General features: G+C 73.6%; 20 protein-coding genes. 9 read left to right on the top strand and 11 right to left on the bottom strand.

Annotated elements, in window-relative coordinates; all coding sequences use genetic code 11:
• Positions 1 to 46 precede the first annotated feature (46 nt).
• From LDL48_RS10860 to LDL48_RS10845, 4 genes are read left to right on the top strand one after another with little or no spacing between them, the layout of a single operon-like run.
• Positions 47 to 466, top strand: coding sequence for an RrF2 family transcriptional regulator (locus tag LDL48_RS10860; RefSeq protein WP_225254922.1), 420 nt, complete (start codon positions 47 to 49; stop codon positions 464 to 466).
• 8 nt (positions 467 to 474) lie between these two features.
• Positions 475 to 1,533, top strand: a complete 1,059-nt coding sequence (locus tag LDL48_RS10855; protein ID WP_225254921.1) for an ABC transporter substrate-binding protein — start codon at positions 475 to 477, stop codon at positions 1,531 to 1,533.
• Positions 1,534 to 1,589: 56 nt separating this feature from the next.
• Positions 1,590 to 2,372, top strand: a complete 783-nt coding sequence (locus LDL48_RS10850) for an ABC transporter ATP-binding protein (RefSeq protein WP_225254920.1) — start codon at positions 1,590 to 1,592, stop codon at positions 2,370 to 2,372.
• On the top strand, positions 2,362 to 3,225 hold the full coding sequence (locus LDL48_RS10845; RefSeq protein WP_225254919.1) for an ABC transporter permease: 864 nt from the start codon (positions 2,362 to 2,364) through the stop codon (positions 3,223 to 3,225). The genes LDL48_RS10850 and LDL48_RS10845 overlap by 11 nt, the downstream gene beginning before the upstream one ends.
• A gap of 27 nt (positions 3,226 to 3,252) precedes the next feature.
• On the opposite strand, the gene LDL48_RS10840 is transcribed toward LDL48_RS10845, so the two are convergent.
• Together LDL48_RS10840 and LDL48_RS43405 are read right to left on the bottom strand one after the other, a co-directional pair.
• Positions 3,253 to 4,137: a hypothetical protein gene (locus tag LDL48_RS10840; protein ID WP_225254918.1), complete on the bottom strand. Its 885-nt coding sequence runs from the start codon at positions 4,135 to 4,137 to the stop codon at positions 3,253 to 3,255.
• A gap of 35 nt (positions 4,138 to 4,172) precedes the next feature.
• Entirely contained in the window at positions 4,173 to 4,301 is a 129-nt protein-coding gene (locus LDL48_RS43405; protein WP_255627938.1) for a hypothetical protein, read from the bottom strand.
• 113 nt (positions 4,302 to 4,414) lie between these two features.
• On the opposite strand from LDL48_RS43405, the gene LDL48_RS10835 reads away from it, so the two are divergent.
• Complete coding sequence (locus LDL48_RS10835; RefSeq protein ID WP_225254917.1) at positions 4,415 to 5,140, top strand: lysophospholipid acyltransferase family protein; 726 nt, start codon at positions 4,415 to 4,417, stop codon at positions 5,138 to 5,140.
• Between the two features lie 19 nt (positions 5,141 to 5,159).
• Here the strand turns inward: LDL48_RS10835 and LDL48_RS10830 are convergent, their stop codons facing one another.
• Positions 5,160 to 6,224, bottom strand: coding sequence for an acyl-CoA dehydrogenase family protein (locus tag LDL48_RS10830; RefSeq protein WP_225254916.1), 1,065 nt, complete (start codon positions 6,222 to 6,224; stop codon positions 5,160 to 5,162).
• 103 nt (positions 6,225 to 6,327) lie between these two features.
• Between LDL48_RS10830 and LDL48_RS10825 the strand changes: the two genes are divergently transcribed.
• Positions 6,328 to 7,239: an AraC family transcriptional regulator gene (locus LDL48_RS10825; RefSeq protein ID WP_225254915.1), complete on the top strand. Its 912-nt coding sequence runs from the start codon at positions 6,328 to 6,330 to the stop codon at positions 7,237 to 7,239.
• A gap of 89 nt (positions 7,240 to 7,328) precedes the next feature.
• Here LDL48_RS10825 and cspE read toward each other — a convergent pair whose 3' ends face one another.
• Positions 7,329 to 7,532, bottom strand: a complete 204-nt coding sequence (cspE, locus tag LDL48_RS10820; RefSeq protein WP_225254914.1) for a transcription antiterminator/RNA stability regulator CspE — start codon at positions 7,530 to 7,532, stop codon at positions 7,329 to 7,331.
• Positions 7,533 to 7,756: 224 nt separating this feature from the next.
• Here cspE and LDL48_RS10815 point away from each other — a divergent pair, with 224 nt between their 5' ends.
• The gene (locus LDL48_RS10815; protein WP_225254913.1) at positions 7,757 to 8,164 is read left to right on the top strand and encodes a pilus assembly protein CpaE; all 408 of its coding nucleotides are present in this window, start codon (positions 7,757 to 7,759) and stop codon (positions 8,162 to 8,164) included.
• A gap of 61 nt (positions 8,165 to 8,225) precedes the next feature.
• A complete protein-coding gene (locus LDL48_RS10810) occupies positions 8,226 to 9,260 on the top strand; it encodes a S66 peptidase family protein (RefSeq protein ID WP_225254912.1) in 1,035 nt (344 codons plus the stop codon).
• Positions 9,261 to 9,296: 36 nt separating this feature from the next.
• Here the strand turns inward: LDL48_RS10810 and LDL48_RS10805 are convergent, their stop codons facing one another.
• From LDL48_RS10805 to LDL48_RS10780, 6 genes are all read right to left on the bottom strand, one after another.
• Positions 9,297 to 12,698, bottom strand: coding sequence for an ATP-dependent helicase (locus tag LDL48_RS10805; protein ID WP_225254911.1), 3,402 nt, complete (start codon positions 12,696 to 12,698; stop codon positions 9,297 to 9,299).
• Complete coding sequence (locus LDL48_RS10800) at positions 12,695 to 16,351, bottom strand: ATP-dependent helicase (RefSeq protein WP_372472089.1); 3,657 nt, start codon at positions 16,349 to 16,351, stop codon at positions 12,695 to 12,697. The genes LDL48_RS10805 and LDL48_RS10800 overlap by 4 nt, the downstream gene beginning before the upstream one ends.
• Positions 16,352 to 16,396: 45 nt before the next feature.
• On the bottom strand, positions 16,397 to 16,927 hold the full coding sequence (locus LDL48_RS10795) for a hypothetical protein (RefSeq protein ID WP_225254910.1): 531 nt from the start codon (positions 16,925 to 16,927) through the stop codon (positions 16,397 to 16,399).
• Between the two features lie 76 nt (positions 16,928 to 17,003).
• Entirely contained in the window at positions 17,004 to 18,017 is a 1,014-nt protein-coding gene (locus LDL48_RS10790; protein WP_225254909.1) for a LacI family DNA-binding transcriptional regulator, read from the bottom strand.
• A gap of 59 nt (positions 18,018 to 18,076) precedes the next feature.
• Complete coding sequence (locus tag LDL48_RS10785; protein WP_225254908.1) at positions 18,077 to 18,619, bottom strand: LOG family protein; 543 nt, start codon at positions 18,617 to 18,619, stop codon at positions 18,077 to 18,079.
• 1 nt (position 18,620) lies between these two features.
• Positions 18,621 to 19,400, bottom strand: coding sequence for an LOG family protein (locus LDL48_RS10780; RefSeq protein ID WP_225254907.1), 780 nt, complete (start codon positions 19,398 to 19,400; stop codon positions 18,621 to 18,623).
• A 162-nt stretch (positions 19,401 to 19,562) separates the two neighbouring features.
• Between LDL48_RS10780 and LDL48_RS10775 the strand changes: the two genes are divergently transcribed.
• Positions 19,563 to 19,748 (top strand): hypothetical protein, encoded by a 186-nt coding sequence (locus tag LDL48_RS10775; RefSeq protein ID WP_225254906.1) that lies wholly within the window; start codon positions 19,563 to 19,565, stop codon positions 19,746 to 19,748.
• Between the two features lie 20 nt (positions 19,749 to 19,768).
• On the opposite strand, the gene dapE is transcribed toward LDL48_RS10775, so the two are convergent.
• Positions 19,769 to 20,845 (bottom strand): succinyl-diaminopimelate desuccinylase, encoded by a 1,077-nt coding sequence (gene dapE, locus LDL48_RS10770; RefSeq protein ID WP_225254905.1) that lies wholly within the window; start codon positions 20,843 to 20,845, stop codon positions 19,769 to 19,771.
• Between the last annotated feature and the right edge of the window lie 62 nt (positions 20,846 to 20,907).

Here is a 20,907-nt window from a genome sequence, read left to right as displayed (position 1 = left end):
GGGAAAGCGGAGTTTGATCGACCGCCCGTGACGAGAGGACGACCCCTTGTACGTCTCGGCACGCACCGACTACGCGGTCCGGGCGATGCTGTCCGTGGCCGCGGACCACCCGCAGTTGGTCAAGGCCGCCACACTCGCGGCGGCCCAGGACATCCCCCTCAGCTTTCTCCAGGGCATCCTGCTCGATCTGCGCCGCGCCGGGCTGTTGCACAGCCATCGCGGGGTGGACGGCGGGTACGCGCTGGCCCGCGACGCCCAGGACATCACCGTGGGCGACGTCGTACGCGCGGTCGGCGGAGCGCTGACCACGGTACGAGGGCTACCCACCACCACCGCGACCTACCACGGCGCGGCGACCGGCCTGGGCGACGTGTGGATGGCGGTCGAAGCGGCCATCGAGGGCGTCGTCGACCGCACCACGCTCGCCGAACTATCTGTTTCCGCCGTTTCTTCGAGATCGAAATAGGAGTGGGCATGAGCTCACGCACCATCCGTACGCTTGCTCTCGCCGCGGCCGCCGCCCTGGCCGCCACCAGCCTGTCCGCCTGCGGCGGCGGCGACGAGGCCTCGGCCGGTGGCGGAGGGACCACGCTGCGGCTCGGCTACTTCCCGAACATCACCCACGCGCCCGCCCTGATCGGGGTGAACAAGGGGCTCTTCCAGCAGTCGCTCGGCGACACCAAGCTGGATCCGAAGACGTTCAACGCCGGACCGGCCGCGATCGAGGCGCTGTTCTCCGGCGCGATCGACGCCACCTACATCGGACCGAACCCGGCGATCAACGGCTGGGCCACCTCCAAGGGCACCGCCCTGAAGATCATCGCGGGCAGCACCTCGGGCGGCGCCGGCCTGGTGGTCCGCAACGGCATCAACACCCCGGCCGACCTCAAGGGCAAGAAGATCGCCACCCCGCAGCTGGGCAACACCCAGGACGTGGCGCTCCGGAACTGGCTCAAGAAGAACGGGTTCACCGCCGACCAGCAGGGCGGCGGCGACGTCTCGGTGCTGCCGCAGGACAACGCCACCGCGGTGCAGGCGTTCGCGCAGGGCGCCATCGACGGTGCCTGGGTGCCGGAGCCGCACCTGAGCCGGCTGCAGCTGGAGTCCAAGGGCAAGCTGCTGATCGACGAGAAGACGCTGTGGCCGAACGGGCAGTTCGTCACCACCCACCTGATCGTCAAGCAGGAGTTCCTCAAGGAGCACCCGGACACGGTGAAGAAGCTGCTGCAGGGCCACCTCGCGTCGGTCGACTACATCGAGAAGAACGGCGAGGACGCCAAGAAGGCGGCCAACGACCAGCTCGCCGCGCTCAGCGGCAAGCCGCTCAAGGACGAGATCCTGAACGCCGCGTTCAAGAATCTGACGTTCACCAACGACCCGATCGCGGCGTCGCTCTACGCCAGCGCCCAGCACGCGCAGGACGTCGGGCTGCTCAAGCCGGTCGACCTGAAGGGCATCTACGACCTGGCCCCGCTCAACGAGCAGCTCAAGGCGGCCGGCAAGCCCGAGGTCAGCGACGCGGCCGCGTCCTGATGTCGTCTCCCGGCCGGGCGCGGACGCGCCCGGCCGGGCCTGACCGAGGAGTGAACATGAGCCTGGTAGAGACCAAGCCGGTCCGGCAGGACACCGACGTCGTCGTCCGCCTCGACAGTGTCTCCAAGCAGTACGGCGCCGGGGCGAACGCCCTGCTGGCCCTGGACAAGGTCTCCCTGACCGTCCGTCAGGGAGAATTCGTGTGTCTGCTCGGCGCCTCCGGCTGCGGCAAGAGCACGCTGCTGTCGCTGGTCGCCGGCCTGGACGAGATCAGCGGCGGCACGCTGGACATCGGCGGCCGGCACGTGTCGCTGATGTTCCAGGAGGCGGCGCTGTTCCCGTGGCTGTCGGTGTCCGGGAACGTGGAACTGGCCATGCGGCTGCGCGGGATCGGCAAGGCCGAACGCCGGCGCCGGGCCGCGGAGCTGCTCGACGTGGTGCGGCTCACCGGGTTCGGCGACAAGCGGCCGCACGAACTCTCCGGCGGCATGCGCCAGCGGGTGGCGCTGGCCCGGGCGCTCGCCCAGGACGCCGACATCCTGCTGATGGACGAGCCGTTCGGCGCGCTGGACGCGATGACCCGCGACATCCTGCACGACGAGCTGGAACGGATCTGGCGCGAGCAGGCGCTGACCGTCGTCTTCGTCACGCACAACGTGCGCGAGGCGGTCCGGCTCGGCGACCGGGTGGTGCTGCTCAGCAGCCGGCCCGGCCGGGTCATCGAGGACTTCCCGGTCGGCCACGCCCGGCCCCGGCGCATCGACTCGCCCGAGGTGGCCGGTCAGGCCGCCGACATCACCGACCGGCTCCGCGCGGAGGTCGCCCGCCATGCCCACTGACGTCAAGGACGACGCGGCCGACCGCCTCTCCGGGCTGGACGCGCTGGAGCTCTCCCCGGCCCGCGAACGCGACCTCGGCCGCCGCCTCTGGCGCGCGACCTGGCCCAAGCTGCTGGCCGTGGGGATCGTCATCGCGGCCTGGCAGCTGGTGGTGCTGTCGGAGTGGAAACCGGAGTACGTCCTGCCCGGCCCGGCGACCGTGTTCGGCGACCTGGCCACCCTGGTCACCACCGGCGACTTCTGGGAGGGCGTACGGCTGACCATGCTCCGGGCGGTGACCGGGTTCGCGCTCGCCGTGCTGATCGGCACGGTGGTCGGCGCCGCGGTCTCCCGGTTCGCGCCGCTGCGGGCCGCGATCGGATCGCTGATCACCGGCCTGCAGACGATGCCGTCGATCATGTGGTTCCCGCTGGCCATCCTGCTGTTCCAGATCAGCGAGAGCGCGATCATGTTCGTGGTGGTCATCGGCGCCGCGCCGTCCGTGGCGAACGGCCTGATCAGCGGCATCGACTACGTGCCGCGGACCTGGCTGCGGGTCGGTCAGGTGCTGGGCATGACCGGCTTCGCCCGGTACCGCCACCTGATCCTGCCGGCGTCGCTGCCGTCGTTCATCTCCGGGCTCAAGCAGGGCTGGGCGTTCTCCTGGCGCAGCCTGATGGCCGGCGAGCTGCTGGTGATCGTGCCGGGCGCGCTCTCCGTCGGCGTACGCATGCAGCAGGCCCGCGACCTCAGCGAGTCCAGCCTGGTCATCTCGTTCATCATCGTGGTGCTGGTGATCGGCATCCTGATCGACATGCTGTTCAACGCGGCCGACAACGCCCTGCGCAAGCGCTGGGGGCTGACCGGTACCTGAGCCGCGGCCGTCGCGCGGCGGCGGACGTCAGAGCGGGCGCACCGACTTCAGCACGTCGTCGACCACGGGGTCGAGATGCCGGTGCGTGCCCGGGATGGACACGTAGAGCACGGCCGCCGTCGTCTTGCCCACGTCGACGACCGCCACCGCGGACAGTTCGTCGGTGGCCGACAGGCCGGGCGCGGAGAACGTCAGCCGGAACTTGCTGACCCACGCCGGCCGCCCGCCCAGCGTGGTGAGCGCGTCGCGCAGCGGCTCCATGGTGTTCGGCTGCGGGTAGTACTCGGCCCGCACGTCCGCCGCCACCTGCCGGCCCACGCACTCCAGGTCGAGGGTCACCGCGTCGTTGTTGGCCGCCGGGACCGCCGCGGACAGGATCGAGGCGTGGTACTGCCCGCCGCTGTAGCTCTCGGTGACGAAATGCTGGCCCTTGCGGTACGGCACCTGCAGCGTGCCGGCCCGCCACACCTGATTCCAGGTCTCCCAGGGGGCCCCGTACGCCGCGTAGGAGATGCCGGCCTCGTCGTCGACGGTCCGCGGGCCGGCCGGCGGTGCGGCGACCGGCGGACCGGACGGCGCGGCCTCGGGTACCCCGGTCGGCGGCGGGCATGCCCGCGCGAGCGGCGGCCGCACGTCGGTGGGCGCTTCGGCCCGGTCCCGGCCGAACGCGTCCCCCTCACCGGACAACACCAGCACCAGGACGACGGCCAGGCCGGCCGCGAGGATCGCACCGGCGATCCCAGCGAAGATCATCATCTGCCGCCGGCGCCGTTGCGGTCCGTCCGGGCCCGGCGGTCGCGGCGGGTCGGGCGGCGGCGGAGTCAGCGGGGGTACGGACGGAGCGGTGACCATGCCGGACGCCCACGGACCGCCCGGCCGTTGCCAGGAGAAGGTCTGCGTGGGCTCGGACACGCCTACCAGTGAACACCACGACGGGTGCCAGGTGCCTACCCCATCACCATCGGCTCGTACCAGGGTGCGAAGGCGACCAGCGTGACCAGGGCGATGCCGGTCACGGCGAGGAACAACACGAGCGCCATCTCCCGGCGTGCGGCGCGGGTATAGCGGGTGTCCATCTATGCCTCCCCGTGGGTTTGCCTTCGACGCAGTCATCTCTAAGACGTCGCGGAGGGCGAGATGGTTGCACTCTGCGCAGGCCGGGTTCAGGTTGGGCGGTTACCTTCTTCACATGGACCTCGTGTATCCCCCGGTCATCGGTGCTGCCAAGACCATGTTCCGGGTGCTCGACCTGAAGATCACCATCGACGGTGCGGAGAACATCCCGACCACCGGCGGAGCGGTGCTGGCCAGCAACCACGCCAGTTACCTCGACTTCATCTTCTGCGGCCTGGCCGCCCAGCCGTCCAAGCGCCTGGTGCGGTTCATGGCGAAGAAGAGCGTGTTCGACCACCGGATCAGCGGTCCGTTGATGCGCGGCATGCGGCACATCCCGGTGGACCGCGAGGCCGGCACCGCGGCGTTCCGGGCGGCCACCACGGCGCTCAAGAACGGCGAGATCGTCGGCGTCTTCCCCGAGGCCACGATCAGTGAGTCGTTCACCGTCAAGGAGATGAAGTCGGGCGCCGCCCGGCTGGCCCGTACCGCCAAGGTGCCGCTGATCCCGATGGCGGTGTGGGGGCCGCACCGCCTCTGGACCAAGGGCCGCAAGAAGGAACTGACCAAGCGGCACGTACCCGTGCTGATCTCGGTCGGCGAACCGGTGGAGATGCCCCGCGGCACGTCACCCGACGCCATCACGCAGATCCTCAGCGGGCGGCTGAGCGTGCTGCTCGACTCGGTGCAGCGGGCGTACCCGGAGCAGCCGGCCGGACCGGACGATCGCTGGTGGCTGCCCGCCCACCTGGGCGGCACCGCGCCGCTGCCGGCCGCGACCGCGGAGGCCGCCGAGGCGTGAGCCGTGCGCGGTGGCCGGGCTACGCCTCCCCGGCCACCGTCCGGCCGTAGTTCTCGACCGCCAGGTACGGGTTGAGGTGCGGATGCCGGCTGCCGACCGCGACGTCGCGCCAGTACCGCTGCAACGGGTTCGAGTCGGCGAACCCGGCTGAACCGTGCAGGTCGAGCATCCGTTCCAGGGCGGCGCGGCAGTCCCGGCCCGCGTCCGCCAGGTCCATGTGCAGGCGTACACCGTCGGCGGGGGTCGTCGCGGCACCCGAGTCGGCCGCCCGGGCGACCTCGGTCATCGTCCGCCCGGCGCGGTCCACCAGGTGCGTGGCCTCGGCCAGCCACTGCCGCGCCCCCGGTGACTCGCCCATCCGGGTGTAGGCGGTCATAAACGGTGCCCGGTCCGAGGCGAACATCGCGCCGATGACGTCCAGCGCGCCGCGGGCCGCGCCCACCACCGGGCCCAGCACGGTGATGCCGAACAGCAGCCGGTCGGAGCTGTTCCGCATGTCGAGCGGCGCGATCCGGTCGGCCCGGACCAGCACGTTCTCCGCCACCAGGGTATGGCTGCCGGTGCCGCGCATCCCGGCCATCTGCCAGGTCGGCTCGATGGTCAGGTTTCCCATTGGCACCACCGCCAGGTGGAACGTCCCGTCCACCAGGACGGCCAGGGAGGCCCAGGCGGCGTCCTCGCAACCGGAGACCGCCGGCCACCGCCCGTTGACCAGCACCCCGTCCGGCCGGCGCTCGCCCCGGGCGCCCGGCCGGCCGGAACCACAGGCCAGCGCGTCCGGGTCGGCGAAGATCTCGGCCCCGGCCGGGCCGGTGAACAGCGTCGCGGCCAGGGTCTTGGCGGTGGCGCAGGTACCGGCGATCCAGGCGGTCGAGGGACAGGCGCGCCCCCACTCGGCCAGGCGGGCGGCGACGGTCTCGGCGCCCGCGCCGGCGCCGCCGTAGGCCGGCGGGGTCCGCAGCGCGAACGCCCCGGCATCGCGGGCGGCCCGCAGGCTCTCCGCGGCGGGCCGCTGCCGTTCCTCGGTCCGCTGCGCGTGCGCGGCCAGGATGGTGAACACGTCGGTGGTGGTCTCTGTCGTCACGATGACCCAGTCAAGATCACAAAGGCCCGCCGGACCATGTCCGATCGTCCACCGCGCATACGCGTTCGCGCCTGGGACGCGCGTGCGCGGCTACCATCCGCCGATGGACGTGATCAGCGACGTGATCGGCAGCGTGCGCACCGGGCAGGCGTTCGCCCGCCGGATCGGCGAGTCCGGGGACTGGGGCCGGCGCTACGTGCAGTTCACCGGCGTCGGCTTCCACGTCCTGCTGCACGGCTCGGGCTGGCTGATCCCGGCCGCCGGGCCACCGGTAGCGGTCTCCGGGGGCGACATCGTGCTCTCCCCGGCCGGCGACGAACACGGGCTCAGCCCCACGCCGTGCACGCTGGCCGCGCTGCCGGAGGCGCCGATGAGCGCCGAGCCCAGCGGTCCCGGGCCGCACGACGTGGAGTTCCTGTGCGGCGCCTACCGCCTCGGCCGCGGACAGGTGCACCGGTTCCTGCAGGGACTACCGGCCACCGTCGTGCTGTCCCCGGCGGACGACCGGGCCGCGGCTCTCCGCTCGCTGACCGCGCTGCTCGCCGACGACGTCGCGGCGGCCCGGCCCGGTGCCCAGGCGACCCGGGGCGCGCTCATCGACCTGCTGCTGGTGCAACTGCTGCGGCTGTGGCAGGACCAGCACGAGGCGGACCGGCCCGACGTCGACCCCGGCATCGCCACCGCGCTGCGGCTGATCGACAGCCGGCCGGAGGAGCCGTGGACGGTACGCCGGCTGACCGAGGCGGCCGGGATGTCCCGGACCACGTTCACCCGGCGCTTCACCGAGGCGGCGGGCAAGCCGCCGATGGCGTACGTGATCGGCGCCCGGCTGGCCCGCGGCGCCCGCCTGCTGCGCGAGACCGAGGCACCGTTGGCGGCCGTCGCCCGGCAGGCCGGATACGCCAACGAGTTCGCCTTCGCGGCCGCCTTCCGCCGCGAATTCGGCGTCGCACCGGGCCGGTTCCGGCGGGAATCCGTGCTCACCGCGCCGTGCACCACCACCCGTGCCGGCTGACCCACCACGGTCGCCGGTGGATATGACGCGGCTGGACATGACGCGGCGCCGCACCCCGAGGGGGATGCGGCGCCGGTGTGTCCGTTAGCTCAGAGCGGACGGATGTTCGCGGCCTGCGGGCCCTTCTGGCCCTGCGTGACCTCGAACTCGACCCGCTGGTTCTCGTCCAGGCTCCGGTAACCCGAGGACTGGATCGCGGAGAAGTGGGCGAAGACGTCGGCGCCGCCGTCGTCCGGGGTGATGAACCCGAAGCCCTTGTCCGCGTTGAACCACTTCACAACGCCCGTAACCATGCTCGTCTCCTCGACGGTCGATCGCCCCCGGCCATTATGGCCGGAAACGAGGTGGTAAGACCCGCAATTCGCGAGTCTCGTGCTGTCGTACTGATCGCCCGTACCGGAAACACCCGGGTTACGACAAAGAGCGCCTGGGGCAGAATCCCCCACAGGCGCTCCTGAGTACTTGGGAACCAAACTGACAACGCAACGGAGCCTAGCACGACGGAGGAGGGCGATCGGTGATCGGCGTGCATGTGGCGCAACAACTTCGGGAAGCCGGACTGACCTGGAAGCCAACGCCCGGTGACCGGTTCGCGATCCCCGATCGGGACCTCGACGACGAGGTCTTCGTCCTCAGTAACATGACGATCGAGGTCTACACCGTGCCCGAGGGCCAGGTGATCGGATTCAACGGCACCACCGAGTGGGCCCTCGACGACGTGGAACTCGACGAGGCACTGTGGCTGCCGCGCGAGGAGCAGTTACGGGAGCTGCTCGGCGGCACGTTCCGGACCCTGCACCGGGCCGCGGCCGGCTACGCGGTGGACACCCACCTGCTCGGCGCGGACCACACGTTCACCGCGCCCACCGCCGAAGAGGCGTACGCGGCCGCCCTGCTGCATCTGCTCACCGCGGCCGGTGCGTGATCACGCACCGCACAGATCGATGTCCTTGACTGGCGTACCCGGGCCCGGGAAGTCTCCCGGAATGACCCTCACCCGCCGCACGTTGATCGGCGCCGCGGTGGCCGGCACCGCCGCCCCACTGGCCGGCACCTCCGCGGTGGCCGCCCCCACCCGCAAGGCGGTCCGGCCACCCGCGCTGCGTCCCGGTGACCGGGTCCGGGTCGTGGCGCCGGCCGGCGTGCCGGACGCACGGCTGGACCGCGGCATCGCGATCCTGGAAAGCTTCGGCCTGGTCGTGGAGCGCGGCGCGCACCTCTACGACCGGTACGGCTACCTGGCCGGCACCGACGAGGCCCGCCTCGCCGACCTGAACGCGGCGTTCACCGACCCGGGCGTCCGGGGCGTCTTCGCGGCCCGCGGCGGATACGGCACCCAGCGCATCCTGGACGGACTCGACCTGGCCGCGGTACGCCGCGATCCGCGCGTGTTCGTCGGGTTCAGCGACCTCACCCCGCTGATCGGCCGGCTCTGGCGTGGCGCCCGGCTGGTCAGCTTCTACGGCCCGATGGTGAACTGGACCGACGCGCGCACCGGCCCGGTGGAGATCGAGTCGCTGCGCTCGGCGCTGACGACCACGGCACCGATCGTGCTCACCCGGGACCCGGCCGAGCCGAGCGCCGCGGTGGAGGTGCCCGGCACCGCCACCGGAACCCTGCTGGGCGGCAACCTGACCATGCTGCAGGCCAGCATCGGCACCCCGGACCTGCCGAACCTGCGCGGGGCGATCCTGGTCTTCGAGGACGTCGACGAGGCGCCGTACAGCTACGACCGGATGCTGACCCACCTGCGCCGCGCCGGCATCCTGAAGCACCTCGCCGGGGTGGCGGTCGGCCAGTTCACCAACGCCACCGGCACCGCCGGGCAGTGGACCGCGGCGCAGGCCGTGCAGGACCGGCTCGGCGACCTAGGGGTGCCGGTGCTCGGCGGACTGCGGATCGGGCACGGCAACGGGCAGTTGACGGTGCCGTTCGGCACGCGGGCGACGCTCGACACCGCGGCCGGAACGCTGACCGTGGCGGCCGGCGTGGTGGATGGTTCCCGGGCCCTCGGCGGTTGAGTGCGGAGCGGGCGTCCCCCGGCCGGGACCGCGTCCCTATCCGGGACCGTCGAGCTCCGGCAGATCCTCCAGCAGGGCGGCCAGCGCGGCCGCGTCCAGCAGATCGGCCGGCCGGGCGGTCACCCCGTCCCGGACGAAGTGGAAACCGGCCCGCACCTGCGACACCGGCACCCCGGCGAGCGAGGCCCAGGCGATCCGGTACGCGGACAGCTGCACCACCGCCGCCGCCCCGTCCGCCGCCGACGTCGGCCGGTGTCCGGTCTTCCAGTCGATGACGTCGAACCGGCCGCCCGGGTCGGCGTACACCGCGTCCATCCGGCCCCGCACCACCACCCCGGCGATCGTGGTGGCGAACGGCACCTCCACCTCGACCGGCACCCGCTGCGCCCACTCGCCGGCCAGGAACGCCTCCTGCAGCGCCGCCAGGTCGTCGTCGGCCGCGGCGTCGTCGTCGGCCGCGCCGGGCAACTCGTCGACGTCCAGCAGTCGCGCCGACCCGAACCGCTGCTCCAGCCAGGCGTGGAAGGCGGTGCCCCGGCGGGCCTGCGGCGCCGGGCGCTGCGGCAGCGGCCGGCGCAGCGAGCGGGCCAGCGCCTGCGGGTCGCGGCGCAGCACGACCAGCTGCGAGACCGAGAGATGCGCGGGTACGGCCACCTCGATCGGCCCGTCCCGCTGGGCCCGTTCGGCGCGCTCCGCCAGCAGCAGGGTCGCCTCCCGCCGCCACCGGGCGATGTCCGGATCGTCCGGTTCCTCGGGCAGGCCGACGAGATCGGCGGCCCGGCCCGCTTCCGCGCCCACCTCGGGATCGCTCTCCGCCAGGTCGGCGAACGACGCCGCCGCCTCCGGATCGGGGCTGGCGATCATGCGGCGGATCAGATCGGCCGCCGCCGCCATGGCCGGGCGGCGGGCGCCCAGCGGGTCGGCCGGCCATTCCGCGGTGGCCACCAGCTCGGCGCTCGGGTTGGTGGCGTCCGCCGCCGGCTCCGGCGTCCACACGTCCACCACCCCGGCACCGTCGGCGCAGGTCGCCCGGATCTCCTCGAGGAACGGCGACGGGCCGCGCGGCCGTTTCACCCCGTCGCCCCACCAGTAGCCGGAGCAGAGCAGCAACCGGCGGGGCCGGGTCACCGCCACGTACGCCAGCCGGCGCTCCTCCCGCTCGTCGTGCTCCCGCCAGGCCCGGCCGAACGCGGTCACCGCCGCCGCGACGTCCTTCTGGTCCGCCGCACCGGACAGGTCCAGCTCCGGCAGCCCGTCGGCGTCGCCGCGCAACGGGAACGGCAGCACGCCCAGCCCCTTCAGGTAATGGTCGGACGACCGCACCTGTCCCGGCCACACCCCCCGGCACAGCCCGGCCACCGAGACCACGTCCCACTCCAGGCCCTTCGCCGCGTGCGCGGTCAGCACCTGCACCGCGCCCTCGACCACGTCCACCTGGCCCGGTTCCAGCCCGCGTTCCTCCTCCTCGGCCGCGGACAGGAAGGCGAGGAACCCGGCCAGCGTGCCGCCGTCGGTCTCGCCGGCGTAGCGGGCCGCCACGTCACCCAGCGCGTCCAGGTGACCGCGGGCCAGGCCGGCGTCGCCCGCGCCCCAGCCGCGCACCGCCACCTCGACGTCCAGGCCGATGGTGCGTTCGATGTCCGCCACCAGGTCGGGCAGCGGCTGGTCCAGGCGCAGCCGGAGTTCCGCCATCTCCCGGGCGTACGCCCGCAGCCGCGCGTACCCCTCGGCCGAGTACTGCTGCGGCGCGCCCAGGTCGGCCATCGCCTCGACCAGGGTGGCGTCGTCCAGCCGGTCCGCGACCACCTCCTCCGGCCCGGTGCCGCGGGCCTGGTGGGTGGCGGCCGCCCGGGTGGCGGCGATCCCCCGGGCCCGCCGGTGCAGCGCCACCAGGTCCCGCGGCCCGATCCGCCAGCGTGCCCCGGTCAGCAGCCGCAGCAGCGCCGCGCCGTCGGTCGGGTCGGCCAACACCCGCAGCGTGCACACCACGTCGCGTACCTCCGGGGTGTCCAGCAGGCCACCCAGGCCGACCACCTCGACCGGCAGGCCGCGGGCCCGCAGCGCCTCCTCGATCGCCGGGATCTGGCTGCGCACCCGGACCAGCACCGCGCTGGTCGGGCGCTTGTCCAGCGGGATCTCGGTGGCCGGCGCGTCCGGCAGGCCGGCCGCCAGCCGCCAGGCGGTGAGCATGGAGTCGGCGATCCAGCCGGCCTCGTCCGCGTACGTCGGCAGCAACGCGCAGGTCACCGTGCGCCCGCCGACCGCGGACGCGACCCGCTGCGCCGGCACCAGTTCGGCCACCCGGGCGCCGGCCGTGCGCAGCGGGGCGGACAGCGCGTTCGCGACACGCAGGATCTCCGGCCGGTTGCGCCAGCTGCGGGTCAGGTTCAGCACCCAGGCCGCCCGGCCGCCCGGGCCGGTGAACTCGGTGGGGAACCGCTCCAGTGTGCCCGCCGACGCGCCGCGCCACCCGTAGATGGACTGGCACGGGTCGCCCACCGCGGTCACCGGGTGACCGCCGCCGAACAGCGCGTTCAGCATCACCACCTGGGCGTGGCTGGTGTCCTGGTACTCGTCCAGCAGCACCACCTTGAACCGGCCGCGCTCGATCGCGCCGACCTCCGGATGGTCCCGGGCGACCCGGGCGGCGCGGGCCATCTGGTCGCCGAAGTCCATCGCCTCCAGGTCGAGCTTGCGCTGCGCGTACAGCCGGATCAGGGGCAGCAGGGTGAGCCGGTGCTGCTGGCGCTGCAGCACGTCGGTGACGTCGGCGTACGCCCGGCCCGGCAGCGACTGCACCTCGGCGAAGAACCGCCCGGTCCAGGCGGCCAGGTCGTCCGGCGTCACCAGGTGTTCGGCGAGTTCACCGGCGAGGGCCAGCACGTCGTCGGTGACGGTGGTCGGCGCCCGGTTCAGGCCGGTCATCTCCCCGGTGTACGAGCGCACCAACGAGTCCACGATCTGCCAGCGGGCCGCCTCGGTGAGCAGGCGCGCGGACGGTTCGTACCCGGCACGCAGGCCGTGCTCGGTGACCACCCGCGCGGCGTAGGAGTGGTACGTGGCCACCGTCGGCTCCCCGGCGAACGCCTCGTCCCGGCCCAGCCGCCGGACCAGCTGCCCGAGCCGGGTACGGACCCGGTGCGCCAGCTCGCCGGCCGCCTTGCGGGTGAACGTCAGGCCGAGGATCTCGTCCGGGTGGGCGTACCCGTTGGCGACCAGCCAGACCACCCGCGACGCCATCGTCTCGGTCTTGCCGGACCCGGCACCGGCCACCACCAGGACCGGTTCCACCGGCGCCGCGATGATCGCGGTCTGCTCCGGGGTGGGCGCGTGCAGCCGCAGCAGCCGGCCCAGTTCGAGCGGCGTGTAGCGGGGCCCGGCGTCGGCACGCGGACGACGGTTCGCGGCGGGTTCCGCGAACAGGCTGGGCTGGGTCAAGCCGCACCGTCCGGTTCCACGACCTGCCGGCCCTTGCCGGACACCGGGCAGCTGGTGGACACCGGGCAGACCCGGCACTTCGCGTTGGCCACGGCGGAGAAGGTAGCCGCCGCCATGGTGTCCGCGGTACGCCGGACCATGGCGTACGCCCAGCCCGGGTCCTCGGCCTCGGCCAGCGGCAGCTGCATCTGCTCGCGGGCCTCCTTGGTCGGGCCCAGCTGCACCAGCGCGGCGCCGCCACTCTCCGTGCCGAAGTCCGCGAACGCCCCCGCGTCCACCGCCGCCTGGTAGCCCGCAAGCTGCGCGTGGTCCGCCACGTCGGACGCGGTCACCGCGGTGGACTTGCCGGTCTTCAGGTCGATGACGACGAGCCGGCCGTCCTCGTCCACCTCCAGCCGGTCGACCCGGCCGGTGAGCTGGATCGGCCGGGCCGGGTCGTCCAGCCGTACCGTGAACTCGTGCTCGATGGCGAGCAGCCGGCGTGGGTTGCGGGCCAGCCAGCGGAGCAGCTTGTCCACCATGGCCTGAGCCCGCTCCTGTTCCGGCCCGGCCAGCCAGCGCGCGGCCAGCTCGATCGCGTCGAAGCGGGCCGAGACGTACTCGACCAGGCGTTCCCGGTCGGCGTTGGCGTCCTCGGCCAGCATCGCGGCCGCGTGCACCAGGTTGCCGACGCCCTGCGCGGGGCCGGCCGGTGCCGCACCGCCGTGCCGTTCGAGCAGCCAGCGCAGACTGCACCGCAGTGCGCTGTCCATGGCGGACGGCGTGACCTTGACCGGCTCGCCCTCGTCGACCAGCGGCCGGTCGTCGGAGAGCAGGCGCAACCCCCACCACTCGTCCGGATGGGCGCCCGGCACGCCGGTCGCGGCCAGCCGGGCGAGTTCCGCGGCCGCGGCGTGCCGCCGGGCCGGGGTGGCGTGCGGGTCCACCACCGCGGTACGGAGTTCGGCCACGAGGGCGGCCAGCGTCAACGCCCGCGGCGGCCGTCCGGCCTCCAGCTCCCCGTCCGGGTCCTCGTCGGCGGCCGGGGGCGGCTCCGTCGCCGGGCCGTCTCCCGGCGGGCCACCGTCGGGCTGCGCGGGGATGCCGGCCGCAGACCGCTCGTCCGGCCCCGGCGACCCGTCATCCGGCGGCGTGCCATCCGGCTCCGGCGACCCGTCGTCCGGCAGGCTCGGCGGCGTGCCATCCGGCTCCGGCGGGATGTCGTCCGGCGGGGTGTCGTCCGGCTCCGGCGGGGTGTCGTCCGGCGGTGGGTCGGCGGGGCCGCGGTCCGGCATCGCCAGCTCGGTCAGGAAGCGGCTCGGCTGCTCCTCGCCGTCCGAACCGCCCACCCCGGCCGACGCGACCGCCGTGACCACCAGGCGCCGGCGGGCCCGGGTCGCCGCCACATAGAACAGCCGCCGTTCCTCGTCCAGCAGCGCCGACGTCTGGCCCACCACCGCCGCCGCCCCGGACGCCGCGCGGCCCGCGAGGTAGTCGACCAGGCGTTCGGAACCCAGCAGGCTGCCGCGCAACCGCAGGTCGGGCCAGATGCCCTCCTGCACGCCGGCCAGCACCACCACGTCCCACTCCAGGCCCTTCGCCGCGTGCGCGGTGAGCAGCCGCACCGCCTCGCCCCGGTCGGCGCTGGGCGCGATCGAGTCGGCCGGCAGGTCCTGGCCGAGGACGTGGTCCAGGAACACCTCGGTGCGCGCGCCGGGCAGCCGGTCCACGAAACGTGCCGCCGCGTCGAACAGCACCACCATCGCGTCCAGATCCCGGTCGGCGGCCTCGGCCCGCCACTGCCGCGCCCGGCCGCCCTCGCCGCCCGGTTCGACCGGCGCTCCGCGGGTGCTCAGCGAATACCACCGGTCGGCCAGGCCGCTGGCCCGCCACACCGTCCACAACACCTGTTCGGCGGTGGCGCCCGGCGCCGCGGCGGCCTCCCGCGCGGTGGCGATCAGCCGGGCGACGGTCTGCGCGGGCAGCGCCCAGCGGCGCTCCACCATGTCGAGTCCGGCCGGGTCGCGCAGCGCGTCGAGGAGCAGCTCGCCGGACGGCCGGCGGTCACCGGCGGCCAGCGCCAGCGCCCGCAGTCCCTGCCGCAGCCGCCGCTCGGCCAGCGGGTCCGCCCGGCCCAGCGGCGAGTGCAGCAGCGCGACGGCCGCCTCCTCGTCGAGCGTGTCCGGTTCCAGCGCGCACCTCAGCAGCAGCAGGAACGGTGCGACGGCCGGCTGCAGGTGCAGCGGCAGATCCTCGGCATGGGTCACCGTGGGCACGCCGGCGGCGGCGAGCGCACGCTGCAACGACGGCAGCTGCAGCGAGGTGGACCGGAGCAGGACGGCCATCCGGGACCAGGGCACGCCGTGCAGCAGGTGGGCCTCGCGGAGCACGTGCGCCACGTAGGCGCTCTCGCTGGTCGCGGAGCGGAACGTGCGCACCAGCGCCCCGCCCGGCACCGCCGCCGCGACGCGCGCGGACTCGCCGTCAGGGACGACCTCCGCGAGGCGCGCGGACTCGCCATCGGGGACGGCCTCCGCGAGGCGCGCGGACTCGCCGTCCGGGACGGCCTCCGGAGGCGGCGGATGCAGTGCCCGGTGCGTGACCGGGCCGCGCATCCGCCGCGCCACCCGGCCGGTCGCCGCCAGCAGGGTGGGCTCGGCGCGGTAGCTGGTGTGCAGCGTCACGGTCTCGGCCAGCGCCCCCGATGCCGTCCGGAACCGGAGCGGGAAGTTCGGCACCGCGTCGGGGTCGGCGCCGCGGAAGCCGTACACCGAGGAGTCGGGATCACCGAACGCGACCAGCGGTTTGCCCCCGGACGCCACCAGCGACAGCAGTTCCACCTGGGCCGGGTCGGTGTCGGCCAGCTCGTCGACGTAGACGTACTCCAGCCGGCGCCGCTCGGCCTCCAGCAGGGCGGGGTCGTCGGCGAGCAGGCCGGAGGCGGCGCGGACCAACTCGGCCGGGTCGTAGGCGGTGGAACCGCGGGTGGTGGCGTCGCGCAGCGCGAGCACGGCGACGTACTCCCGGAGGAAGCGGGCGGCGGCCGGCCAGTCGTCGCGGCCCAGGCGTTCACCGAGGCGGGCCAGCTCGACCGGGCCGACCCCGCGCTCGGCGGCGCGCTGCATCAGGTCGCGCAGCTGCTGGGCGAAGGCGCGGGTGGGCAGCGCCGGGCGCAACGCGGCCGGCCAGCCGATCGGGTCGTCGGCCTCGGCGTCGCCGACGACCGCGAGCAGCTCGCGGATGACCAGGTCCTGTTCGGGGCCGGTGAGCAGGCGCGGGGACGGTTCCCCGCGCTCGGCGGCGGCCCGGCGCAGCAGCCCGAACGCATAGGCGTGGAACGTGCGGACCAGCGGCTCGTGCACGATGCGGCCGGGGTCACCGGCGATCCGCGCCTCGATGCGGTCGCGGAGCGCGGCGGCTCCGCGGCGGCCGAACGTGAGCACCAGGATGCGTTCCGGGTCGACACCGGACGCGATGCGCGCCGCCACCGCCTCCACCAGCACGGTGGTCTTGCCGGTGCCCGGTCCGCCGACGACCAGCAGCGGACCGTCGGTGTGCGCCACCGCGTACCGCTGGAGGGGGTCGTCGCGCAGGGCGGCCACCGCCGGCCGGCGGCGCCGGACCAGACGGTAGGCCGGGCCGCGCACGGCCGCGGACGTCACCGGAATGCTCACGACGTCAATGACACCACGCGGGTACGACGCCGGCTCGCGGCGCCGTCACTGGTCGGCCGGGTCGATCTCTTCCTCCGGCATCTGCGGTGCCGCCGGACCGGTGTCGGCCGGGTCGGGCGCGATGGTCGGGAACGTGGGGGCCTCCCGGGGCGGCGTGGCCGCGGCGCCCTCGGTGGCCGGGGTCTCGGCCGGCTGGTCGTTCGGGAGTGGACCGGGTGCTTCCGGGGTCGGCTGGACGGGCGGCGCCGGCGGCACCTGGGTGACCACGGCCGTGCCGCCGGTGCCGCCCGGTGCCACGCTCCGGGTGACCACCGGCGCGGAGCGGCCGGGCGGTACGGCGTCGTCGGCGGCGGGGTTGCCGGCCAGCGCGGCGGGCGGGGCCGGCACCACGGGTACCGGCACGACCGGGGTCTGTCCCTCCACCTCGGGTGCGGACCGGCCGCCCGGCGCCGGGCCGTCGGTGTACACGCGACCGGGCTTGAGCACCCCGCCGGGGCCGAGCACCCCGGCGGCCGGCGCGCCGAGAGCCGCGGCGACCAGGACGGCCCCGACCACCAGCACCCGCTTCCGCGTCATCCACCACTCCCGTGATCTGCGATGACAGAAGACGCTAGCGGTACGGGCGCGCGCTGACCCTCCCCCGCAAGGTGGACTACCGCCGACCGATCGAGGCACGTCGGCGTACCGGCATCGGCACCCGGGTCACGGCCGGCTCGGACGGCGGGCCGAGCAGCAGTTCGACGGCTCGCCGGCCGAGCTGGTAGTGCGGCAGCGCGATGCTGGTCAGCGGCGGCCGGAGCCAGGCGGCGAGTTCGGAGTCGTCGAACGAGACCACCGACACGTCGCCCGGAATGGCGCACCCGGCCGCACGCAACGCCTGGTACGCACCCAGCGCGATGCGGTCGTTCAGGCAGATCAGCACGTGCGGCCGGAGTCCGCCGGTGAGCGCGCCGAGCACCGCGTCGTACGCCGGGTCCGGCCACCAGTCACACTCGATGGTGCCGGCCAGCCGGGCTCCGGCGGCGGCCAGCCCGGCGGCGATGCCGGTCATCCGCTCGCGGCCCGCGAAGACCTGGTCCGCCGGCCGTCCGACCAGGTAGATGCCGCTGTGGTGTCCGGCGTCCAGGACCACCGTGGCGGCGGCGTGCCCGGCCGCCAGCTCGTCCGGGACCACCGCGTGGTGCGTCGGCCGGTGCGCCCCGGTCAGGCAGTTGAGCAGGACCACCGGGTGGCCGTGCAGCAGTCCCGGGACGCGCACCTGCCGGGTGACCATGCTGGCGTACACGAACGCGTCGACCTGCCGGTCGATGAAGTCGGAGATGAGGCGTTCCTCGATCCGCGGATCGCCCTCGGTCTCGCCGATCAGCAGCAGGTGCCCGTGTGCCACCGCGGCGGCCAGGCTGCCGTGGACGGCCCGGCCGGCGTACGGGTCGGCGGCGATCGTGTCGGACACCAGCGCGATCGTCCGGGTCACCTTGGTGCGCAGGCTGCGGGCCATCAGATTGGGCCGGTAGTCGAATTCCTGCGCGGCCCGCAGCACCCGTTGCCGCGCGTCCTCGGAGATCCGCATGTCGACGTGGCGTCCGGTCAGCACGAAGGAGGCCGTACTCCGGGACACGCCGGCCCGTTGCGCGACCTGCAGCAGTGTCGCCCGTGGCGGGGGCATGCCGGCAAGTTTTCCACGCCGGTCCGCCGCCCGTGGCCCCGTGCCGCGGGGCCGTCCGGTCAGGCGACCGCTTCCACGGCGTCCAGCGCGGCGGTCACCGAATTCACCACGACCACCTGGTCCAGCGCCGCCCGCCGGACGAACTTCGCGTCCGCCAGGCCGGCCAGCCAGGTCATCAGGCCCGCGTAGAAGCCGTCCGGGTCGACCAGCACGATCGGCTTGCGGTGCAGGTCGAGCGTCGCCGTGGTCCACACCTCGAACAGTTCGTCGAGCGTGCCGAGGCCGCCGGGCAGCGTGATGAACGCGTCGGACCGGTCGATCATCAGGTTCTTCCGGGTGCCCATGTCGGCGGTGACGATGAGTTCGTCCGCGGCGGTGTCGGCGACCTCCAGGTCCACCAGGGACTGTGGGATCACCCCGAGGGTGTGTGCGCCGCCCTGCCGGGCGCCGTCGGCCACCGCGCCCATCATGCCGACGCAGCCGCCGCCGGAGACGAGCGTGTGGCCGCGGGCGGCCAGTTCCCGGCCGGTGTCCGCGGCCAGGTCCAGCCAGCGCTGCTCGATGGTGTTGGAGGAGGCGCAGAAGACGCAGATCGCCGCCATGTCACTGCTTTCCGTTCTCGGTCGCCGCGGCGTCCGCCGCGGCCACGATGATGCGCACCGCCTCGTCCACGTCGTCGGTGAGCTGGATCAGGTCCAGGTCGGCGGGGCCCACCTTGCCGTCCGGGAGCAGCCGCTCGCGCATCCAGTCGAGCAGCCCGGCCCAGTATTCGGTGCCCATCAGGATCACCGGAAACCGGGTGACCTTCTTGGTCTGCACCAGCGTGATGGCCTCGAACAGCTCGTCCAGCGTGCCGAAGCCGCCGGGCAGCACGACGAACGCCTGCGCGTACTTGACGAACATGGTCTTGCGGACGAAGAAGTAGCGGAAGTCGATGCCGATGTCGACCCAGTCGTTGAGTCCCTGTTCGAACGGCAGCTCGATGCCGAGCCCGACGGACATCCCGCCGGCTTCGGTGGCGCCGCGGTTGGCCGCCTCCATCACGCCGGGCCCGCCGCCGGTGATCACCGCGTACCCCGCCTCGGCCAGTGCCGCGCCGAGGTCGGCGGCCAGCTCGCACTCCGGGCTGTCCGGCTTGCTGCGGGCCGAGCCGAACACGCTGACGGCGGGCGGCAGATCGGCCAGGGTGTCGAAGCCCTCGACGAACTCGGACAGGATGCGCAGGGCCCGCCAGGCGTCCTTGGTCTTCCACTCGCGCCGGTGGTGCGAGTCGAGAAGCTTCTCGTCCGCGGTGCTCGCCGGTATCGAGTCACGTCGCAGCGTGACCGCTCCGCGATGACGCTCCGACTCCGCACGGGGTCGCCCGTTGGTGCTGTCCGTCATGGCCCCCACGGTAGTGCGGACGGTCCGTAACCGGTGAATAACCGGTCTGGTTTCGGCAACGGGATTGCGGCGTCCGAACCTTTTTGCCAGATTGAGGCAACGGACGGTAGCTCTCGAGCGTCTGTACAGTTACCAACGCCCACGGCAGGCAGAGGAGCCACCGTGACGACTCGATACGAACGCATCAAGATGCAGCGCCGCATGCAGCGGCGCATCCGCCAGGTGGTGGAGGAGCGGCGGATGTCCCGCGCGCTCCCGCCGTTCGCCGCCGAGACCCCGTTCGACCCGGAAGCGACCGTGGAGATATCGCCGCGCGCGATCGGCCGGGCGGTCGCCGAGACGATCTGACCGCCCGGGGTCCTCCCGGTCTACGGGGCGGCCAGCCAGCGGTGCAACGTGGCGGCACCGTCCCGGATCTTGCCGATCTCCACGTGCTCGTCCGGCGCGTGCGCGAGCAGCGGGTCGCCCGGCCCGTAGTTCAGCGCCGGGATGCCCAGGGCGGCGAACCGGGCCACGTCGGTCCAGCCCAGCTTGGCGGCCGGCTCGGCGCCGACCGCGGCCAGGAACTCCCGGGCCGGTGCCGCGCCGAGGCCGGGCAGCGCGCCGGGTGCCGAGTCGGTCAGTTCGATCTCGAAGCCCTCCATCACCTCGCGGACGTGGGCCAGCGCCTGCTCCTCGGTGCGGTCCGGCGCGAACCGCAGGTTGACCTCCACCGTGCAGGCGTCGGGGACCACGTTCCCGGCCACCCCGCCGGAGATGCGGACCGCATTCAGTCCCTCACGGTACGTACACCCGTCGATGGAGACCGTGCGCGGACGGTAGTCCTGGAGCCGCCGCAGCACCTCGCCCGCCGCGTGGATCGCGTTGACCCCGCGCCACGACCGCGCGGTGTGTGCCCGCCGCCCGGTGGTGTGCACCAGCACCCGCAGGGTGCCCTGGCAGCCGGCCTCCACCACCCCGTAGGTCGGTTCGAGCAGCACCGCGAAGTCGGCCTCCAGCCACTGCGGATGGGCCTGCGAGACCAGGTGCAGCCCGTTGTACGCGGACTCGATCTCCTCCGCCTCGTAGAACAGGTAGGTGACGTCGTAGCCCGGGTCCGGCAGCGTCGCGGCCAGGTGCAGCGCCAGCGCCACGCCGGACTTCATGTCGGACGTACCGCAGCCGTAGATCAGGTCGTCCACGACGGTGGACGGGAAGTTGTCGTTGATCGGCACCGTGTCGAGATGCCCGGCCAGCACCACCCGTTGGGCGCGACCCAGATCGGTGCGCGCCATCACGGTGTTGCCGAGCCGGTCCACGCTCAGGTGCGGCGTCTGGCGGAGGACCTCCTCCACACAGTCGGCGATCACTTTCTCGTTGCGGGAGACGGACTCGATGTCGACCAAGGTGCGGGTGAGCACGACCGGGTCCACCAGCACGTCCGAGGTCAGCGGGTTGTTGCCCATACGGCGCACCATACCGGCCGCCGGTGAACCTCCCTCGCGATAGCGACCAGGCGCTTTCGGTA

Origin of the sequence: Jidongwangia harbinensis (assembly GCF_020216025.1) — a bacterium.
GTDB lineage: Bacteria > Actinomycetota > Actinomycetes > Mycobacteriales > Micromonosporaceae > Actinoplanes > Actinoplanes harbinensis.
This window is presented reverse-complemented; position numbering and strand designations above follow the sequence as displayed.

Excerpts from the sequence above, each read along its gene's own strand:
- LDL48_RS10855 (WP_225254921.1), top strand. The coding sequence starts at position 475 with ATGAGCTCACGCACCATCCGTACGCTTGCTCTCGCCGCGGCCGCCGCC.
- LDL48_RS10850 (WP_225254920.1), top strand. The coding sequence starts at position 1,590 with ATGAGCCTGGTAGAGACCAAGCCGGTCCGGCAGGACACCGACGTCGTC.
- LDL48_RS10845 (WP_225254919.1), top strand. The coding sequence starts at position 2,362 with ATGCCCACTGACGTCAAGGACGACGCGGCCGACCGCCTCTCCGGGCTG.
- LDL48_RS43405 (WP_255627938.1), bottom strand. The coding sequence starts at position 4,301 with ATGGACACCCGCTATACCCGCGCCGCACGCCGGGAGATGGCGCTCGTG.
- LDL48_RS10835 (WP_225254917.1), top strand. The coding sequence starts at position 4,415 with ATGGACCTCGTGTATCCCCCGGTCATCGGTGCTGCCAAGACCATGTTC.
- LDL48_RS10825 (WP_225254915.1), top strand. The coding sequence starts at position 6,328 with ATGGACGTGATCAGCGACGTGATCGGCAGCGTGCGCACCGGGCAGGCG.
- cspE (WP_225254914.1), bottom strand. The coding sequence starts at position 7,532 with ATGGTTACGGGCGTTGTGAAGTGGTTCAACGCGGACAAGGGCTTCGGG.
- LDL48_RS10810 (WP_225254912.1), top strand. The coding sequence starts at position 8,226 with ATGACCCTCACCCGCCGCACGTTGATCGGCGCCGCGGTGGCCGGCACC.
- LDL48_RS10795 (WP_225254910.1), bottom strand. The coding sequence starts at position 16,927 with ATGACGCGGAAGCGGGTGCTGGTGGTCGGGGCCGTCCTGGTCGCCGCG.
- LDL48_RS10790 (WP_225254909.1), bottom strand. The coding sequence starts at position 18,017 with ATGCCCCCGCCACGGGCGACACTGCTGCAGGTCGCGCAACGGGCCGGC.
- LDL48_RS10785 (WP_225254908.1), bottom strand. The coding sequence starts at position 18,619 with ATGGCGGCGATCTGCGTCTTCTGCGCCTCCTCCAACACCATCGAGCAG.
- LDL48_RS10780 (WP_225254907.1), bottom strand. The coding sequence starts at position 19,400 with ATGACGGACAGCACCAACGGGCGACCCCGTGCGGAGTCGGAGCGTCAT.
- dapE (WP_225254905.1), bottom strand. The coding sequence starts at position 20,845 with ATGGGCAACAACCCGCTGACCTCGGACGTGCTGGTGGACCCGGTCGTG.